The organism is Sphingosinicella sp. LHD-64, assembly GCF_031157375.1.
Lineage (GTDB): Bacteria > Pseudomonadota > Alphaproteobacteria > Sphingomonadales > Sphingomonadaceae > Allosphingosinicella.
In genome coordinates, this window is the sequence record NZ_JAVIFV010000001.1 from 921,067 (window position 1) to 938,008 (window position 16,942).

21 protein-coding genes and 1 pseudogene are annotated in these 16,942 nt (G+C 67.3%); 9 read left to right on the forward strand and 13 right to left on the reverse strand.

Annotated features, from left to right (window positions below):
• Nucleotides 1-25: 25 nt before the first annotated feature.
• Complete coding sequence (locus RCO27_RS04385; RefSeq protein WP_309001927.1) at nucleotides 26-163, reverse strand: hypothetical protein; 138 nt, start codon at nucleotides 161-163, stop codon at nucleotides 26-28.
• On the opposite strand from RCO27_RS04385, the pseudogene RCO27_RS04390 reads away from it, so the two are divergent.
• Nucleotides 114-1,320 (forward strand): annotated as a pseudogene (locus tag RCO27_RS04390) (ectonucleotide pyrophosphatase/phosphodiesterase). The gene RCO27_RS04385 and the pseudogene RCO27_RS04390 overlap by 50 nt on opposite strands.
• Before the next feature lie 8 nt (nucleotides 1,321-1,328).
• Here the strand turns inward: RCO27_RS04390 and RCO27_RS04395 are convergent.
• Nucleotides 1,329-3,080 carry a bifunctional metallophosphatase/5'-nucleotidase gene (locus tag RCO27_RS04395; protein ID WP_309001415.1) on the reverse strand — a complete coding sequence of 584 codons (1,752 nt, stop codon included), beginning with the start codon at nucleotides 3,078-3,080 and terminating at the stop codon, nucleotides 1,329-1,331.
• Between the two features lie 149 nt (nucleotides 3,081-3,229).
• Between RCO27_RS04395 and RCO27_RS04400 the strand changes: the two genes are divergently transcribed.
• Entirely contained in the window at nucleotides 3,230-3,679 is a 450-nt protein-coding gene (locus RCO27_RS04400; RefSeq protein ID WP_309001416.1) for a MaoC family dehydratase, read from the forward strand.
• A gap of 10 nt (nucleotides 3,680-3,689) precedes the next feature.
• Here the strand turns inward: RCO27_RS04400 and RCO27_RS04405 are convergent, their stop codons facing one another.
• From RCO27_RS04405 to petA, 5 genes are all read right to left on the reverse strand, one after another.
• Nucleotides 3,690-4,247 carry a hypothetical protein gene (locus tag RCO27_RS04405; RefSeq protein ID WP_309001417.1) on the reverse strand — a complete coding sequence of 186 codons (558 nt, stop codon included), beginning with the start codon at nucleotides 4,245-4,247 and terminating at the stop codon, nucleotides 3,690-3,692.
• 75 nt (nucleotides 4,248-4,322) lie between these two features.
• Nucleotides 4,323-4,862, reverse strand: a complete 540-nt coding sequence (locus RCO27_RS04410) for an adenine phosphoribosyltransferase (RefSeq protein ID WP_309001418.1) — start codon at nucleotides 4,860-4,862, stop codon at nucleotides 4,323-4,325.
• Between the two features lie 26 nt (nucleotides 4,863-4,888).
• Complete coding sequence (locus RCO27_RS04415; protein WP_309001419.1) at nucleotides 4,889-5,749, reverse strand: cytochrome c1; 861 nt, start codon at nucleotides 5,747-5,749, stop codon at nucleotides 4,889-4,891.
• 16 nt (nucleotides 5,750-5,765) lie between these two features.
• Complete coding sequence (locus RCO27_RS04420) at nucleotides 5,766-7,064, reverse strand: cytochrome b/b6 (protein ID WP_309001420.1); 1,299 nt, start codon at nucleotides 7,062-7,064, stop codon at nucleotides 5,766-5,768.
• 12 nt (nucleotides 7,065-7,076) lie between these two features.
• Nucleotides 7,077-7,646: a ubiquinol-cytochrome c reductase iron-sulfur subunit gene (gene petA, locus RCO27_RS04425; RefSeq protein ID WP_309001421.1), complete on the reverse strand. Its 570-nt coding sequence runs from the start codon at nucleotides 7,644-7,646 to the stop codon at nucleotides 7,077-7,079.
• A gap of 229 nt (nucleotides 7,647-7,875) precedes the next feature.
• Between petA and RCO27_RS04430 the strand changes: the two genes are divergently transcribed.
• Nucleotides 7,876-8,334 carry a tRNA (cytidine(34)-2'-O)-methyltransferase gene (locus RCO27_RS04430; RefSeq protein WP_309001422.1) on the forward strand — a complete coding sequence of 153 codons (459 nt, stop codon included), beginning with the start codon at nucleotides 7,876-7,878 and terminating at the stop codon, nucleotides 8,332-8,334.
• Nucleotides 8,331-9,194, forward strand: a complete 864-nt coding sequence (gene hemF / locus RCO27_RS04435) for an oxygen-dependent coproporphyrinogen oxidase (RefSeq protein ID WP_309001423.1) — start codon at nucleotides 8,331-8,333, stop codon at nucleotides 9,192-9,194. The genes RCO27_RS04430 and hemF overlap by 4 nt, the downstream gene beginning before the upstream one ends.
• Nucleotides 9,195-9,236: 42 nt before the next feature.
• Here the strand turns inward: hemF and RCO27_RS04440 are convergent, their stop codons facing one another.
• Nucleotides 9,237-10,067 (reverse strand): hypothetical protein, encoded by an 831-nt coding sequence (locus RCO27_RS04440; protein WP_309001424.1) that lies wholly within the window; start codon nucleotides 10,065-10,067, stop codon nucleotides 9,237-9,239.
• 152 nt (nucleotides 10,068-10,219) lie between these two features.
• Here RCO27_RS04440 and RCO27_RS04445 point away from each other — a divergent pair, with 152 nt between their 5' ends.
• Nucleotides 10,220-10,801 (forward strand): GNAT family N-acetyltransferase, encoded by a 582-nt coding sequence (locus RCO27_RS04445; protein ID WP_309001425.1) that lies wholly within the window; start codon nucleotides 10,220-10,222, stop codon nucleotides 10,799-10,801.
• On the opposite strand, the gene RCO27_RS04450 is transcribed toward RCO27_RS04445, so the two are convergent.
• A complete protein-coding gene (locus RCO27_RS04450; protein ID WP_309001426.1) occupies nucleotides 10,798-11,739 on the reverse strand; it encodes a hypothetical protein in 942 nt (313 codons plus the stop codon). The genes RCO27_RS04445 and RCO27_RS04450 overlap by 4 nt on opposite strands.
• Before the next feature lie 94 nt (nucleotides 11,740-11,833).
• Nucleotides 11,834-12,661: a hypothetical protein gene (locus tag RCO27_RS04455; RefSeq protein WP_309001427.1), complete on the reverse strand. Its 828-nt coding sequence runs from the start codon at nucleotides 12,659-12,661 to the stop codon at nucleotides 11,834-11,836.
• A 41-nt stretch (nucleotides 12,662-12,702) separates the two neighbouring features.
• Between RCO27_RS04455 and lipB the strand changes: the two genes are divergently transcribed.
• The 4 genes from lipB (at nucleotide 12,703) to RCO27_RS04475 (ending at nucleotide 15,015) form a co-directional block, all read left to right on the forward strand.
• On the forward strand, nucleotides 12,703-13,419 hold the full coding sequence (lipB, locus tag RCO27_RS04460) for a lipoyl(octanoyl) transferase LipB (RefSeq protein ID WP_309001428.1): 717 nt from the start codon (nucleotides 12,703-12,705) through the stop codon (nucleotides 13,417-13,419).
• Nucleotides 13,420-13,509: 90 nt separating this feature from the next.
• A complete protein-coding gene (locus RCO27_RS04465) occupies nucleotides 13,510-13,767 on the forward strand; it encodes a hypothetical protein (protein WP_309001429.1) in 258 nt (85 codons plus the stop codon).
• A gap of 162 nt (nucleotides 13,768-13,929) precedes the next feature.
• Nucleotides 13,930-14,196 (forward strand): hypothetical protein, encoded by a 267-nt coding sequence (locus RCO27_RS04470; protein WP_309001430.1) that lies wholly within the window; start codon nucleotides 13,930-13,932, stop codon nucleotides 14,194-14,196.
• A 117-nt stretch (nucleotides 14,197-14,313) separates the two neighbouring features.
• Nucleotides 14,314-15,015, forward strand: a complete 702-nt coding sequence (locus tag RCO27_RS04475; RefSeq protein WP_309001431.1) for a hypothetical protein — start codon at nucleotides 14,314-14,316, stop codon at nucleotides 15,013-15,015.
• On the opposite strand, the gene queE is transcribed toward RCO27_RS04475, so the two are convergent.
• The 3 genes from queE to RCO27_RS04490 all read right to left on the reverse strand — a co-directional run bounded on the left by queE (nucleotide 15,012) and on the right by RCO27_RS04490 (nucleotide 16,897).
• Entirely contained in the window at nucleotides 15,012-15,638 is a 627-nt protein-coding gene (gene queE / locus RCO27_RS04480) for a 7-carboxy-7-deazaguanine synthase (RefSeq protein ID WP_309001432.1), read from the reverse strand. The genes RCO27_RS04475 and queE overlap by 4 nt on opposite strands.
• Nucleotides 15,635-16,324, reverse strand: coding sequence for a 7-cyano-7-deazaguanine synthase QueC (gene queC, locus RCO27_RS04485; protein WP_309001433.1), 690 nt, complete (start codon nucleotides 16,322-16,324; stop codon nucleotides 15,635-15,637). The genes queE and queC overlap by 4 nt, the downstream gene beginning before the upstream one ends.
• A gap of 162 nt (nucleotides 16,325-16,486) precedes the next feature.
• The gene (locus RCO27_RS04490) at nucleotides 16,487-16,897 is read right to left on the reverse strand and encodes a hypothetical protein (protein WP_309001434.1); all 411 of its coding nucleotides are present in this window, start codon (nucleotides 16,895-16,897) and stop codon (nucleotides 16,487-16,489) included.
• Nucleotides 16,898-16,942 lie beyond the last annotated feature (45 nt).

The following is a 16,942-nucleotide window of genomic DNA, read 5'->3' on the forward strand; positions in this document are numbered from 1 at the left end:
GACACCGAGCCGACATATTCCCTGCCTAACCGGCCGCAATGACCCATTTCCTTCCCAGGCTGGCGAGCGCGCTCCTGGCCATCTGCTTGCCGTTCCTTGCGGCTTGCGCGTCGGTGCCGCCCCGAATCTCCCCTGCGAGGGAGGCCAGGCCGCCGGTCACCATCCTGATCTCCATTGATGGCTTCCGGCCCGATTATCTGCGCCGCGGCCATTCGCCGCGCCTCGACGCGCTCGCCGCGGGCGGAGTCAGCGCGCCGATGCGCCCGTCATTCCCGTCCAAGACCTTTCCCAATCACTGGACGATCGTGACGGGCGATCGGCCCGACCGGCATGGCATCGTCGCCAACCGGATGGAGGATCCTTCCAGGCCGGGCGAGACCTTCGACATGCAGAGCGTCGACCCGTTCTGGTGGAACGCCGCCGATCTGGGTCGACGCCGAACGGGCGGGCATCCGTACCGCGACGATGTTCTGGCCCGGCGCCAACGTCGCGTGGGGCGGCGCGCAGACGGTCGAACGGGCGGCGAGGATCAGCGGCGGCACACGGCCGAGCGACTGGCATCAATTCAGCATGGAGGTCTCGGCACGCCAGCGCGTGGACGCGGTGATCGACTGGCTGCGTCGGCCCGCCGCGACCCGCCCGGCCTTCCTGACACTCTATTTCGACGCGGTCGATTCGGCCGGTCACGAGTTCGGACCGGGCGACCCTCGCACAGCGGAAGCGGTCGCCGGGACCGACGAGGCGATCGGCCGGCTGGTCGACGAGCTGGCGGTGCTGCGGCAACCCGCCAATCTCGTGATCGTGTCCGATCACGGCATGGCGGCAACCAGCCCCGAACGGGTGATCGCCCTCGATCGGATCGCAAATCCGGCCGACTACCGGATCGTCGAGAAAGGCCCCTATGCCGCGCTGGAGCCGCAGCCCGGCCGGGAGGACGCGCTCGCCGAACGATTGCTGCGGCCGCACGCGCACATGCAATGCTGGCGAAGGGCCGACATTCCTGCGCGCTTTCACTACGGCGCCAATCCGCGCACGCCCTCCTTGCTCTGCCTGGCCGAGATCGGCTGGTCGATCATCCAGGATCTTCCGGCCGAGCACGTCCCTGCCGGCAGCCATGGCTATGACAATGCGGCGCCCGAAATGGCGGCGCTGTTTATCGCCAGCGGTCCCGCCTTCCGTTCGGGTCTCGCCTTGCCAGCCTTCGACAACGTCGATGTCTATCCCTTGCTCGCCCGGCTGATCGGCGTGACGCCGCGCGCCGGCGACGGGAATCCGGAGACGTTCGCGTCCGCGCTCCGTTTGCCTTCCACGGCGCGCTAGGCGCCTGCCTAGGGCGACTGTCGCGTGATGCGATCGGCGGGCGGCGGCGCAAGCGGGCTCGCGGCGGCGATGTAGCGCTCCAGCGCCTCCAGGTCCGACGGGCCCACGCGCGGATCGGTGCCCTCGCGGAAGACCGTGAAATTGTCGCCCCCGCTGGCCAGGAAACTGTTCATCGTGACACGGTAGCTCGCCTCGTCCCGAAGCGGCACGCCGTCGAGGCGAAGATCGATGATGCGTTCGCCGGCCGGACGGGTGAGATCGTAGCGGTAGGTCAGTCCACGCGACGGCGCGAGCATGCCGGGGCGTGCCACGGTGTTGCTGCCGCTGTCGAACTGCTGCTCGAGCAGGGCGCGTATCTGGCGGCCGGTCATCGACTTGGTGACGAGGTCGTTGGCGAAAGGCTGGGCGGCGAAGAGCTGCCCATAGGTGAGGCTGCCGTCGGCCGCCGGGACGAGGTCGGCGCGCACGCCGGTCACGTTCATGAAGGCGATCTGCGCCCCGCCCGCGTCCGGCGCGCGGGTCGCGGCGAGCTGGGCGTCGGCGACGAGATTGCCGAGCACCGATTCGCCGGTCAGCGAGGCCTCGCGCGGCGCGGGTCCTTGCAGTCGGCCGACGACACGCGATGTCACCCGTTGCACGGCCGCGACATAGCGGCCGACCAGCGACGCCACCCGCGGTTCGGGCGCATAGCGCGGGAAATCGTCCCGCAGCGCGAAGTCGTTATGGGCGACGCTCTGCACGATGAGATTGTCTGCGCGCCGCTCCAGCACGCGGCTGGCGGCGGGATCGATCGAAAGGTCGATGTCGGTCAGCAAGGTGCCGCTGCGCCCCGCACTGGTGACGAGGAACGGCCGGCCCGGATCGATGCGGGCATAATCGCAGACATAGGCGTTGTGCGTGTGGCCGGAGACGACGAGGTCGACCTCGGGATCCAGTCTGGCGAGGATCGGCAGGAGCGGGCCGTCGATGCCGCCGCAGCTGTGATCGTTGTAGCCGACATCCGTCGACAGCCCCTGATGGATGACGACGACGATCGCGTCGGCGCGCTCGGCCCGCAAGCGCGGGATCAGGGCGTTGATCGTGTCGGCCTCGTCGCCGAAGGTGAGCCCGGCGACGCCCGCGGGCGTCACGAGCGCCGCGGTCCCTTCCAGCGTCAGGCCGATGAAGCCGACCTTCACCTCGCCCGCACCCTCGCCGAAAGTGCGGATCACATAGGCCGGGAACAGCGTCTCGCCATTCTCGCGGCGGACATTGGCGGCAAGGAAGCGGAAGCGCGCGCCGGGGAAGTCCCGATCGACCTGGCAGGGCTGACGCGACGTGTGACGCTCGCAACCGCCATTCTGCATGCGCAGCAATTCCGCCGATCCGCGGTCGAATTCGTGGTTGCCGACCGCGTTGATGTCGAGGCCGATGAGGTTCATCGCGAGGATCGTCGGCTCGTCGAGGAAGGCGGCGGAGACGAGCGGCGAGGCGCTGATCAGGTCGCCGGCAGAGACCACGACATTGTTCGGATTGGCCGCGCGGCGCTCGGCGATCGCCGAGGCGAGATAGGCCGCCCCGCCTGCCGGCACGCGGACCTCGGCGCCATCCGCCGCGGTCGCCGGTACGGCCTGGCGCGGCGGCTCCAGCGCGCCGTGGAAGTCGTTGAAGGCGATGATCTTGACGCGAACGGGCGCTGCACCCGCGCGGTCCTCGATCGCACGCGGCCCGGCGCATCCCGCCAGCGCCAGAAGAAGCGCGATCGCCAGCCTTGCCCGCATTGCCCGTCCCCCCCGTCCCGACTCCGGCGCAGCTTTGGCACGGCCGGCGCCCTCTTGTCACCAGCAGCCCATGCCTTTCCAACATGCCAGTTTCGTTGCAATAGGAAACGGGCTCGGCGCGGCGCCGGCATCGAGGAGGAGCATCGCGCGTGATCTATTTCGAGGATCTCGAGGTCGGCAGGGATGCCTATTTCGGCAGCTACGAGGTGACGCGCGAGGAGGTGCTCGAATTCGCGGGCAAATATGATCCGCAGGCCTTCCACCTCTCCGACGAGGCCGCCGCCAAGACCCATTTCGGCCGGCTCGCCGCCAGCGGCTGGCATACCTGCGCGATGACCATGGCGGTCATCGTCCAGCATCTCTCGAAGGGCGAAGGCCAGGCCGGCCTCGGCTCGCCCGGCGTCGACGAGCTCCGGTGGCTGAAACCGGTCTTCCCGGGCGACATGCTGCATGTGCATGGCAAGGTCGTCGAGAAGACGCCGTCACGCAGCAAGCCCGACATCGGCGCCTATCGCAGCGAGATGACCGTCACCAACCAGAACGACGAGTCGGTCATGCGCTTCACCTCGATCGTGCTGATCCGGCGGCGCCCAGCCTAGCATCCAGACCCTAGTCGCGCCGGTCACGGCGGTTCGCGCGGCGCAGGTCGCGTACGTCACGACGGAAATCGCGGCGATATTCGCGCCGGTCGATCCGGCGGTCGGCGCGGAACTGGTCGCGCGTCACCTGCCCCTGGCGGAAGGCCTGCCGATCCGTCCGGCGTTCCTGCCGGAAGGCCCGGTCGTCGACGCGGCGGTCGCTGCGGAAATCACGCCAGTTCTCGCGCAGCTCCCGGCGTTCGGCGCGCGAATCGGCGCCGCGGAAGGTGCCGCGGCGCGCCTCCCAATAGCGACGCTGCCGGTCGTTCCAGCGATGCGGACGCCGGTAGCGATCGTACACGTAATAGCCGGTGCCCGGATAATAATAGTCGCCGTACCAGCCCCAATAGGGATTTGAGGCATAATGGCCCCAGCCGCCATAATAGGGATCGTAATAGCCGCCGGTGCCGAAGCCGACCGATACGCCGCCATAGCCGTAGCCATGATCGTCATGCACGCAGGCGGCGAGCGACAGGCCGGCGCCGATCGCTAGGGCGACGGTGCGCCAGCGGATGAAGGAGATACGCATAACCGATACTCCCGAGACCAAGAATATGGTTAACGAACAGGAGGTTGCGGCGGTTCCAGCGACGTAACGGCGGGCTCAGTGGCCTTCGAAGGCGACCAGCGCGTGGACCGGGAAGCCCTCTTCGGAGAGTCGCGAGGAACCGCCGAGATCGGGCAGATCGATGATGAAGCTCGCGCCTGCCACATGGGCCCCGGCACGGCGGATCAGGCGGGCGGCGGCGCGGGCGCTCCCGCCGGTCGCGATGAGATCGTCGGCGAGCCAGACGCGCGCGCCGGGCGCGGCCGCATCGACATGCATGGCGAGCCGGTCCGAGCCATATTCGAGCGCATAATCCTCGGCGATTGTCTCGCCCGGCAGCTTGCCGTCCTTGCGGATGAGCAGCAGGCCGCAGCCGAGCCGCTGGGCGAGCGCGGAGGCGACGATGAAGCCGCGCGCCTCGATGCCGGCGACGAGGTCCGGCTTCTCCCCGATCCGCAGCGCCAGCCGCCCGATCGCCGCCGCGAAGCCGGCGCCGTCGAGCAGCAGCGTGGTGATGTCGCGGAACTGGATGCCGGGCTTGGGGAAGTCCGGAATGGTGCGGATCAGCGCCTTCAGATCGTCATTGTCCGCGATCATCCGGCGCCGATCCCTGTTTCGGCCGGCTATTCGGCGGCCTGAACGGCCTCGTCCTCGCGCTTCGGGCCGTACCAGACGTTCTTGTAGGCCATCCGCCCGAGGATCGTGGCGATCAGCAGGAAGAGCACGACGACGATGCCCATATTCTTCCGCTGATCCGCCTTCGGCTCCGCGGCCCAGGCGAGGAAGGCGGACACGTCCTCCGCCATCTGCTCGCGGGTCGCCTGGGTGCCGTCGGCATAGGTGACCTGGCCGTCGGCCGTGATCGGCGGCGGCATCGCGATGTTGAGGTTCGCGAAATAGGGATTGTAGTGCAGCCCGGTGCCCGGACGGTTCTCCGCCGGCAGGTTGCCCGGCGGGTCCTGATAGCCGGTCAGCAGCGAGGCCATATAGGGCGCCCCGCCCTCGCGCGCCTTGACGATCAGCGAGAGATCGGGCGGCAGCGCGTTGTTGTTCGCGGCGCGCGCGGCGGTCTCGTTGGCGTAGGGGTTCGGGAAGCGGTCGGCCGGAATCGCGTTGCGGGCCGCCGGCTCGCCGGTGTCCGGATTGATCGACGGCACCTGGATCTGCCACTGGTCGGCGATCGCGCGGACCTCCGCCTCGCTGTAGCCGAGGTCATGCAGGTCACGGAACGCGACATAGTGCAGGCCGTGGCAGGCCGCGCAGACCTCCTTGTAGACCTGGAAGCCGCGCTGGAGCTGCTGCGCGTTGTAGCGGCCGAACGGGCCGTCGAACGAGAAGGAGATGTCGCGCGGATGCTCGTGGAAGCGGTGCTCCACCGTCTCCGCCGGCGGCTCGCTGATATAGGCGATGGCGCCCCAGAGCAGCGACCAGGCGGCGACGCCGACGAAGCCGAGGCCGACCAGAAAGCCGAGAATGCGAACCATGTTAGTCTCGTCCCCCTTATTCGGCCGCGGCCGGCTGCAGTGCGCCCGTCGGAGCGGCGTCCGTCGTTTTCCCGTGCAGCACGCTTTCCGAGATTGAAGTGGGCAAAGGCAGCGTCCGCTCGACCATCGAGAGGATCGGCAGGATGATCAGGAAGAAGGCGAAATAGTACATCGTCGCCACCTGGCTCATCATCACATAGGGCTCCTCCGCCGGCATGCCGCCGCAGTAGAACAGCACGGCGAGCATGAGCAGCCAGACCCAGAAGAAGATGCGGAAGGTCGGCCGGTAGCTGCCCGAGCGCACTGGCGACTTGTCGAGCCAGGGCAGGAAGAAGAGCAGCAGGATCGAGCCGAACATCGCCAACACGCCCCACAGCTTCGCCGGCAGGATGAAATCGAAGGTGAAGGCGCGAAGGATCGCGTAGAACGGCCAGAAATACCATTCGGGCACGATGTGTGCCGGCGTCGCCAGCGGATTGGCCGGAATATAGTTGTCCGCATGGCCGAGCGCGTTCGGCATGAAGAAGACGAAGAGCGCCAGAACCGTCAGCGCCGCCCCGGCGAACCAGCCGTCCTTGGCGGTGTAGTAAGGGTGGAACGGCACCGTGTCCTGCGGGCTCTTCACGTCCACGCCGGTCGGGTTGCCCGAGCCCGGAATGTGCAGCGCCCAGATGTGCAGGATCACGACGCCCGCGATCACGAAGGGCAGCAGATAGTGGAGCGAGAAGAAGCGGGTCAGCGTCGCCTGGTCCGGGGCGAAGCCGCCCACCAGCCAGGTCTGGATCGGCTCGCCGACCAGGGGAATCGCGCCGAACAGACCGGTGATCACCTGCGCGCCCCAGAAGCTCATCTGCCCCCAGGGGAGCACGTAGCCCATGAAGGCGGTGGCCATCATCAGGAGGAAGATGACGAGGCCGAGCATCCAGACCATCTCGCGCGGCGCCTTGTAGGAGCCGTAATAGATGCCGCGGAAGATGTGGATGTAGACGACGACGAAGAAGAAGCTCGCGCCGTTGGCGTGCAGGTACCTGAGGAACCAGCCCGAATTGACGTTGCGCATGATGTGCTCGGTCGACGCGAAGGCGGTGTCGGCATTGGCGTTGTAGTGCATCGCCAGCACGATGCCGGTCACGATCTGGATCACCAGCGCGAGGCCGGCGAGGACGCCGAAATTCCAGAAGCTGTTGAGGTTGCGCGGCACCGGATAGCCGGGGCCGACCGCGTTGTAGGCGAGGCGCGGCAGCGGCAGCCGTTCGTCCATCCAGCGCATCAGCGGATGCTTGGGTTCGTAATGCTTGGCCCAGGGAAAGCTCATATCGAATAGACCTCAGCCGACGCGGACAGCAGTGTCGGTAGTGAATTCATATTCCGGCACTGCGAGATTGGTGGGCGCCGGGCCTTTGCGGATGCGCGCGGCGGTGTCGTAGTGGGAGCCGTGGCAGGGGCAGAAATAGCCTCCGAACTCGCCGCGATTCTCGCCGGGGCCGGCGCCCAGCGGCACGCAGCCGAGATGGGTGCACACGCCCATCGTGATCAGCCAGTTGCTGTGGCCTTCCTTGGTCCGCTCGGCGAGCGTCTGCGGATCGCGCAGCTCGCTGATCGGCACCGCGTTCGCAGCCTGCATTTCCTGCGGCGTCAGGTTGCGCACGAACAAGGGCTGCTTGCGGAAGATCGTCTTGATCGCCTGACCCGGCTGGATCTGCGACAGATCGACGTCGATCTGGGCCAGCGCCAGCACGTCCGCCGACGGATTCATCTGATTGATCAGCGGGTAGAGCAGAGCCGCCCCGCCGACGCCCGCGAAGCTCACCGCAGCGACATTGATGAAGTCGCGACGCCGAACGCCCTCGGCCTCAGCCGCCGGGGCCAGCCCCTCACTATGTTCAACCGCAGCCATAACGTCCTTCGCGTGCCAGAACCCGAATACTCAGAACCCGAATACACGGAAACCGCCCCCAATCGGCCATATGGCCTAGCGGCTCGCCGGCCTGATAGACGCGTGGGAAGCGGTTTGCCAACCTCCATTTTACGCAGCCGTGACAGGGGAAATCGTCCTCATGTATAGGTCGGCCTGTCTCGAGCATGGCGTGCCTACCCTTTTTGCCGGAGGCGGATACGGAAAGGCGATGCGCCTCGCCCTTTACCAGCCCGATCAGGCCGGCAACGTCGGCACGATCCTCAGGCTCGCCGCCTGCCTCGGCGTGCCGGTCGACGTGATCGAGCCCTGCGGATTCCCGTGGGGCGACAGGGCGCTGAAGCGGGCCGGCATGGACTATGCGGAGATCGCCAACGTGACGCGCCATGCGGATTGGGCGCGTTGGGCGCGGTTCGCGTCGGGTGCCCGGCGGCGAATCGTCCTGCTCACCACGTCCGGCGCGATCCGACTCGACCAGGCGAGATTCGAGGCGGACGATATTCTGCTGATCGGCTCGGAAAGCGCCGGCGTACCGGCAGACGTCCATGCCTGCGCGGATCAGCGCGTCCGAATCCCGCAGATTCCCGGCACGCGATCCTTGAACATCGCGGTTGCCGCGGGCATCGCGCTGGCGGAAGCGCTCAGGCAGACGGGAAGGTGGCCGGAATGATCGAGCTCGATGATCAGCAGCAGGCCGCGCGCCACTGGTTCGAAGCGCTGCGGGATCGCATCTGCGCCGAATTCGAGGCGATCGAATCGGAAGCCGATAGCGGCGCCCGCTTCGAATACAGTCCCTGGAACCGCGAGGCCCCGGACGACGCGCCAGGTGGCGGCGGCGTGCGGGGGCTGATGAAGGGGAAGGTGTTCGAGAAGGTCGGGGTCAACGTCTCGACCGTCGGTGGCCGCTTTTCGGAGGAGTTCGCCAAGACCATCCACGGGGCTGGCGAGGATCCGCGATTCTTTGCCACCGGCATCAGCCTGGTCGCCCACATGGCCAATCCGCACGCGCCCGCAGTGCACATGAACACACGGTTCCTCGCCACAACCAAGCGCTGGTTCGGTGGCGGCGCCGATCTCAACCCGCCGATTCCCTATGAGGAGGACACGGCGGATTTCCACGCGCGCCTGCGCGCTGCCTGCGCCGCTCACGACCAGACCTGTTACGGCCGCTTCTCGAAATGGGCGGAGGACTATTTCTACATCCCCCATCGCGGCGTCCATCGCGGCGTCGGCGGCATCTTCTACGACCATCTCGACTGCCATGCGCCGGGCGAGGGGCCGACCTTCGAGCAGAATTTCGCGTTCACCCGCGATGTCGGGGAGGCGTTCCTCGATATCTTCCCGAAACTGGTGCGGCGGCGGATGGCGACGCCGTTTACCGAGGCGGATCGGCAGCGGCAGCTCGAATGGCGCGGCCGCTATGCCGAGTTCAACCTGATCTACGATCGCGGCACCCTGTTCGGGCTCAAGACCGGCGGCAATGTCGACGCGATCCTGATGAGCCTTCCGCCACTGGCGACCTGGTCATGAACGCCGGCGCGCGGGCAAAATCGCCCGCGCGCCGGACGCCCGTCACTGGAATACCGCGCTCCGATCCGTGGTGGTCACCTCACCATAGATGCCCGGCGGCATCGACCACCAGAACAGGAGTAGCGGGACATAGAGGAGGAGGACCAGAAGCTGCGCGTTGGCCGTCGCCAGAATGGCGCCCGCGACGAGGAGCGCCAGCGTCGCGGCGATGGCGGTCAGCACGAAGAAGCCGACGATCGTCCATTGCGACGGTCCGGTGAGGCTCCATGACCGCATCAGGCCGGTGATCGGGTTGATCGTCCGCTCCGCCGCCATGACCGGGCCGATCAGGCTGAGCCGGGCGGCGATCCACAGCATACCAACCAGGAAGGCGACGTAGAAGAGGACGATCAGGAGAACCGCCCCGGCGCCCAGGCCCTGCGACGGAAAGCCGCCTGGTCCCATCGAGGCGAAGCTGACGCCCACGACAGCGATCAAAATCAGCCCTATGATCGCGAGCACAATATAGAGGACGATGACGAGGCCGATATAGAGGAGCGCGAGCATCGCGCCGCCCCCGATCGCCCAACCCAGATTCTGGGCGACCGAATCCTGGCCGCCCGTCATGCCGTGACGCCAGACCGACAGGCTCGTGCCGTACAGCACGACCATCGCGATCAGGTAGAACAGGAAGAAGCGCCCCATCATCCCGAAGACCATCGCCGGATCGGGTGGCGCGCCGGTCATCGCCTGGCCGAACAACGATCCGACCATCAGGAATCCGAGCAGCCCGAGCACCACGAATACGGCCACGACCATGCCCAGCATGATCAGCCAGTTGGCCTTCATGAAATTGAGCGTACCGGAAAGAATTCCCCCAATTGTTGCTTTCATGGCCGATCCCCCGTGCCATTGCGTGGCGCCGCCGACAGCGCGGCACGCTGGTCTAACCCCTTATCGGTCGTTCGGACAAGGCATGGCGGGCCGCGGCTCCGGCTGATATCACTTCGGGTAATGATTGCCATCCCGATCTCCGCCCGCCTGCAATGAGCGGATCCCTCATCTCGATCGATCCGGGCATGGTCGGCGCTGTCGTCACCTACCTCGAGATGAGGGTGCGCCCGCCGCTGCCGCCCGTCCCCGAATCGTCGCTGCGGCTGGAGCGGTGGGATCCGGTCGATCCGGCGCGGTTCCGGGCGCTGTTCAGGCGGGTGGGTGGCAAATGGCTGTGGTTCTCGCGCCTCGCCATGGATGATGCGACGCTGCTCGCGAAGACAGCGGAGGTCAACGCGGTGATCGCGCCGGACGGTGAGGCGGTCGGCCTGCTGGAGCTCGATTTCCGAACGGCAAGCGAATCCCTGATCCGCTTCCTCGGCCTTGCGCCCGAATATGCCGGGCAAGGCCACGGCAAATGGCTGTTCGCCGAGACATTGGCGCGCAGCTGGCGGGCGGACGTGCGACGGGTGCGCGTCCACACCTGCACGCTCGATCATCCGGCCGCGCTCCCCTCCTATCTCCGCGCCGGGTTCAAGGCCTATGCCCGCGCCTTCGAGAGCTTCCCCGATCCCCGCCTCGCCGGCCTGTTGCCGCGCGACGCGGCGCCGCAGGTGCCGATTCTCGACGGCTAGGCGAACACCTCGACCGGCGCTCGCTCGCCGGCGAGCCGCAGGTAGATCCCCACGGGCACGAGCACCGTCAAGTAGGACAGCGGGATGGCCGCGACAAATCCCAGAACCATGGCGCTGGCGCCGGCCGCGGTCGGTGTCATGACATCCTGCAGTGCGAAAATACTGCCGCCGGCCGCGGCCAACAGAGCCGCCAGCACCAAGACGAAGCCGAGGCTGACGATCGCAAGGTAGAGGGTGATGCGCCCCTGCTCCTCCGAGGTCAGCGCCCAGGATGCGCGGAGCGCGGCGATCACGTTCAGACTCCTGTGGTCCGCCATATGGGCTGCGGTGCAGGTCAAGCGCGCCGCTGCCCACACCAAAGCCGCGCTGAGCAGAAGCAGCAGCACGACCATGAGGCCGCTCCCGCCGCCGGCCAGGGTTGCGGCGAGACCGACATTGCCGGTGGTCGCGCCCAGGATCATCGTCGTCGCCAGTGCCAGCACGAGGCCGGTTCCGATGGTCGCTGCGATCAGGGTGGAATAGGTCGCGAGGGCGACCGCGAACGGGACGAGGACAGCAAGGATCACGAACGGCATCGCGCCCGGCGGTCCGCCCAGACTTCCGATCATGAGCGCCACCGACACGAGCACCGCCACCGTGCCTGCCGCAACGAGACTGGCGACAAGTCCGTAGCCAAGCGCGCCGCCGAACGTCTCGCGCTCGTCGAGGCCGAGCCGCAGGACCGCGAACAATGCGCAGCTCTGCAGGACATAGTTGACGGCGAGGCCAATGAGAGCGCCCGTCCCCTGCGGCTCCGCCATCCCACCGATCACGGCATATTGAACCGCCAGCGGCAAGAGCAGGGCGAGCCCGATCAGCAGAACGGCATTCTCGAACGGCCTCACCGTCACAAACCGATAGCCCCGTGCCCAGGCCTCGGCCCAGCCAAATCCGTTCATGCCCACCCCCGATCACGCGACCCGCTCCCATGCGGTCGCCAGGCGATGGTGATACGGCAGGCGCGCCCTGTCCAGAGCTCGGCCGTGGCGGGCGTCAGACGAAGACGCCAGCCTGATCGGTGCCGGCCAGTTGGGCGTAGATGCGGGCGATGAGGACGGTGACGAAGGCCGTCACCACCATGTTCATCGCCGCCAGCACAAGCTGGACGAGGAAGGCGCCGGTCGAGCCCGGCTGAATCGATCCGACCGTCGCCATCACCGCGAGCCCGGCAATGCTCTCGACCGCGAAGGAGAGGATCGAGACGGTGATGCCGACCAGCAGCAGCAGGCCGATCAGCTTCAGCGTGTGGCCGGACGTCAGCGCCCAGCTGCGCGCCAGGATCGCGAACGGATTGCCGTTCTCCGCGGCGGCGACGGGAGTCATGGGCATCAGCCGCGCGCCGAAGAAGAGCAGGAACGGCACCAATATGATCATGGTGAGGCCGATCGCCGCGAGCATCGCGGGCCCGGGCGTGCCGCTTGCGCCCTGCGTGGCCGCGCCGGGAACGAGCATCACGGTGACGATCGCGACGATGAGCAGCAGCACCGCGCCCGCGATCATGAGCAGCAGCACCGCCCCGACGAGCGGCAGGAAGCGCTGCAGGCCGCGTCCGATCGCTTCCCCGACAGAGGTCGCGGGGCGGAGCGCAAGGTAGCTGATCGCAAGATTGCCGATCAGGCCGACGAGCAGGGCGATCGGCAGCAGGATCAGCCAGAGGCCGCCCTCCGGCGCCTGATTGGGCCCGGACTGGGGCATGATCGCGCCCACCACCGCCATCGGCAGCGACGCCAGCATGAAGGCGAGCGGGAACAGCAGCCGGCTCTCGCGTCCGACGAAAGCCGTCGTCTCGTTCCACGCCGTCGTCACCGACAAGTTCGCCATATGCTTTCCCTTCTGCTGTCGGGGGTTTATGCGCGAGCGCGATGGACGGCGCAACGCACCCGGAGCAGGAGTCTGCAGCCCGCGATCCCGTTCGGAAGACAGCGCTCGACGCCATCGAGTGGCGGGAATCGGCAGGCCTGACGCCCTATCCTGGGACGCTGGCCGAAATGGAGGCGCGCGCAGCCGCGATCCGCGAAGGCGAAGCGCGCGAGCTTGTCTGGCTGCTTGAGCATCCGCCGCTCTACACCGCCGGTACCAGCGCCGATCCGGCCGAGCTCACCAATCCGCGGGGCTTCCCCGTCTATGCCGCCGGACGGGGCGGGCGATACACCTATCACGGGCCGGGGCAGCGTGTCGCCTATGTGCTGCTCGATCTCAACCGGCGCGGCCGCGACATCCGCCGCTATGTTCATGCGCTGGAGGGCTGGGTGATCGACGCGCTCGGCGACCTGGGCATCACGGCCCATCGCGCGCCGGGGCGGATCGGCATCTGGGTGGACCGAAACGGGACGGAAGCGAAGGTCGGCGCGATCGGGGTGCGCGTGAAGCGCTGGGTCACCTTCCACGGCCTCGCCGTCAACGTCGTGCCCGATCTCTCGCATTTCACGGGCATCGTACCCTGCGGAATCGCCGAGTTTCCGGTCACGAGCCTTGCCGAACTCGGCGCCGAAAATCCCGGTCCGCGTCTCGACGCGGCGCTGAAGGCGCGGTTTTCCGCCTTTCTTGCAGCCGTGGAAGGCGAGTCGGCGAAGGCTTGAGGGCGCCAGTCTTTGCGTATAATGTGCGCGGCGATTTGGGCAAAAAAGGGGGCCTACCCGACCAAATCATCAATCTAGGGAGACCATTTGATGCGTGACATCTTCAAGAAAGCGACCACCGGTGCGATGATTGCCGGCGCGGCCCTGATCGTTGCTGCCTGCGGTGGCGAGACTGCCGCGGTGAACAACACCACGACCAACGATCTCGGCATGGACACCACCTACAACGACATGGGCATGGACACCAACATGACCATGGATTCGAACCTGGTCGACATGAACATGACGAACGACATGAACGCGATGACCACCGAGGACAACACGATGGCGGCCGGCAACGGCATGTAAGTCGCTCGGACTTTCCGAAGAAACGAGAAGGCCGCCGGATTTCCGGCGGCCTTCTTTTTTGCCCTGCTTGCGCAACCGCGCGCCGGGGGGATAAGACGCCCTTCACAACAGTCAAAAGGCAGCAGGGAGGCCTTCATGCGCAACCTTCTTTCCACAACCCGCATGTCCATCATCGCCGGTTCGGCCCTGTTCGTCGCCGCGTGTGGCGGCAGCGAGACCACGGTCAATGCCGGCGCCGCCAACGACCTCGAGAGCAACCTGATGCTCGACACGCCGGGCAACGATGCCAGCGCGATGGAATCGGTGACCAACGTCGTCGAGCCCCTTCCGACGGCCAATGTCGGCGAGGCCGACGGCAACGTGCTCGGCGAGACGAGCGGCGGCGACACCGGCGGCGAGACGGTCGACAGCAACGTCGCGGGCATGTGACGGCGCGGCGCCGGGACAGGCGCCGACGAAACGTGGTACGGACGCGGCGAACGCGTCCGCAGCCGATAGGGCCGGGGCACGCGCCTTGCTAGGGTGTGGCCAAGGTGGGAGGGAGCCATGGGCAAGTCTTTGAAATCGCGCCTCAAGGCCGCATCACTGGCGCTGATTGCTGCGCTCGGTTTGGCCGGTGTGGCGCCGGCCGCGGCCCAGGTCCTGCTCTACGATCCCAACTTCCCGACCGCCCCGATCGAGCCGAGCGATCCGATGGTGGGCATTCCTTTGCCCGGCGCGACTCCGGCCGAATATCGTGCCCATCTGGTCTGGAACCTGCGCTCCGGCCTCAACGTGGCGGCGCTGCAGTGCCAGTTTTCGCCCTATCTGCGCACCGTCGACAATTATAACGGCATCCTGGGCCACCACGCCCGCGAGCTCGCCGCCGCCTATACCGCGCTGGAAGGCTATTTCCGCCGCGTCCACGGTCGTACCGGCCCGCGCCGCTTCGACGACTATTCGACCCAGACCTACAACAATTTCTCGACGCTCCAGGCGCAGCTCGGCTTCTGCCAGACGGCGGCAAAGATCGGCCGCGAGTTGCTCGCCGCGCGCCAGGGCGAGTTCTACACTGTCGGCGTCAACCGGGTCCGTGCGCTTCGCAGCAGCCTGACGCCGGTGCAGGACGCCTACACCTTCACCCGCATGCCGATCGCGCTGGCGCCGGTGAACCTCGCCTGGAACTGCTCGTCGATCCAGGATCGCCGCGAACGCCGCCAGTGCGAACGCGACCAGCGCGAGGCCCAGCGCGCGGAGCGACGGCGTTAGGGTAGGCCGAGAAGCTTGTGGGTCTGAAGGCTGAGCCGCCAGGCCGGATTGGCCATCACCAAGTCGATCGAGGCGCGAAGCGCGGCATCGCGGTCGGCGCCGTCCATCGGCTGGATCAGGAAATGGTCGAAATCCCAGCCGGCCAGCGCCGCCGGATCGATTCCAGGCTGTGGCCAGACCAGCTTGAGTTCGTTGCCCGAGCGCTGGACCACCTCGGTGCCCGCCTTGGGGCTGACGCAGATCCAGTCGAGCCCGTCCGGCGCCGGCAAGGTGCCGTTGGTCTCGATCGCGACCTCGAAACCGCGCGCGTGAAGCGCCTCGATCAGTCGGGCATCGAGTTGCAGGGAGGGCTCGCCGCCCGTCACGACGACAAGCGGATGCTCACCTTCAGCCCACAGCTGGGCAACCTTTCCGGACAACGCGTCCGCCGCATAACGACCGCCATTCTCGCCATCCATGCCGACGAAATCGGTGTCGCAGAACCTGCACTGCGCCGTGGCTCGATCCTGCTCCCTGCCGCTCCACAGATTGCAGCCGGCGAGGCGCAGGAAGACGGCGCGTCGCCCCACCTGCATCCCTTCGCCCTGGAGGGTGAGGAAAATCTCCTTGACGGCGTAGCTCATGGCGTCGCCGCATAGCGGATGGGATCGGGAAGGCCGGCCGCGGCGAAACCCTTGGCGCGCAGCCGGCAGGAATCGCACAGGCCGCAATGCGCGCCGTCGGGCGTCGGATCGTAGCAGGACCAGCTCATGCCGGCGTCGAGCCCGAGCCGCTCCGCCTCCTGCGCGATATCGGCCTTGGAGAGCGCGATCAGCGGCGTGTGAACGGTGAAGCGGTCGCCCTCCACCCCAGCCTTGGTCGCGACGTTCGCCATCGTTTCGAACGCGGCGATGAAATCGGGTCGGCAGTCTGGATAGCCGGAATAATCGAGCGCGTTGACGCCGATGAACAGGTCGCGTGCGCCTGCGGCTTCGGCCCAGCCGAGACAGAGCGAGAGGAAGATGGTGTTGCGGGCTGGTACGTAGGTGACGGGGATCACGTCCGCCTCTACCCCGGCCTTCGGTACGGCGATGTCGTCGGTCAGCGCCGATCCGCCGAAGCGGCTGAGATCGAGCGGCAGCACGATGTGCCGCTCCGCACCCAGCGCCGCCGCGATCCGCGCCGCTGCTTCGAGCTCGACCCGATGCCGTTGATTGTAGTCGACGGTGAGCGCGAGCAGTCGGAAGCCGGCCTCGCGCGCGAGGCCGGCCGCCACCATCGAATCGAGTCCGCCCGAGAGCAGGACCACCGCAAGGGGTTTGTCGCTCATGCGCGGCCATATAGCGATGTAGCGCCGGAAAAGAACGGGCCGCTCCCCTGGTGAGGGAGCGGCCCAGTTCAGGCTTTCGCCTGTCTAGGGAGGAAAGCGTGCCCACACGGCACGCAGCCTCCCTAGCAAATCCTTGGTAAACAGGGCGTTAACGCAGATTTCCTAGTTGCAGGCGCCGATCCGGCGAGCCTCCGCCCGGACTGCGAAGGGGATGCCGCGGTCGAGGCCCTGGCTGTCGATCTGTGCCAGCCGCGGCGTTTCGACGCGCACGACCGTCCGCCCCGAACCCGTGCCGGGACAGGAATAGCGGACGGTCACCGAACGGTCGTCACTGCCGATCAGGGTCCGGGGGCAGTCCGTGCCCTGGTGCCGCGGCTGAACCAGCTGGCCGGGATCGCCGAGGCAGATGGCCGCGATCCGGCTGTTGCTGGGTGTGCGCAGCTCCCACTGCCCGGCCTCCAGCCGATCGAGCACCGGAAGGGCTCCGCGCCCCTGGGGGACGGCTGAGCTGGCGCCCAATGCGCCGAGACCCAGCAGGAACGCCATCCGGACGAAGGAACACATGTCGATCATCAGCCACTCCCATGAAGCGGCCGGTCTGCCCCCACCACCCGGCCC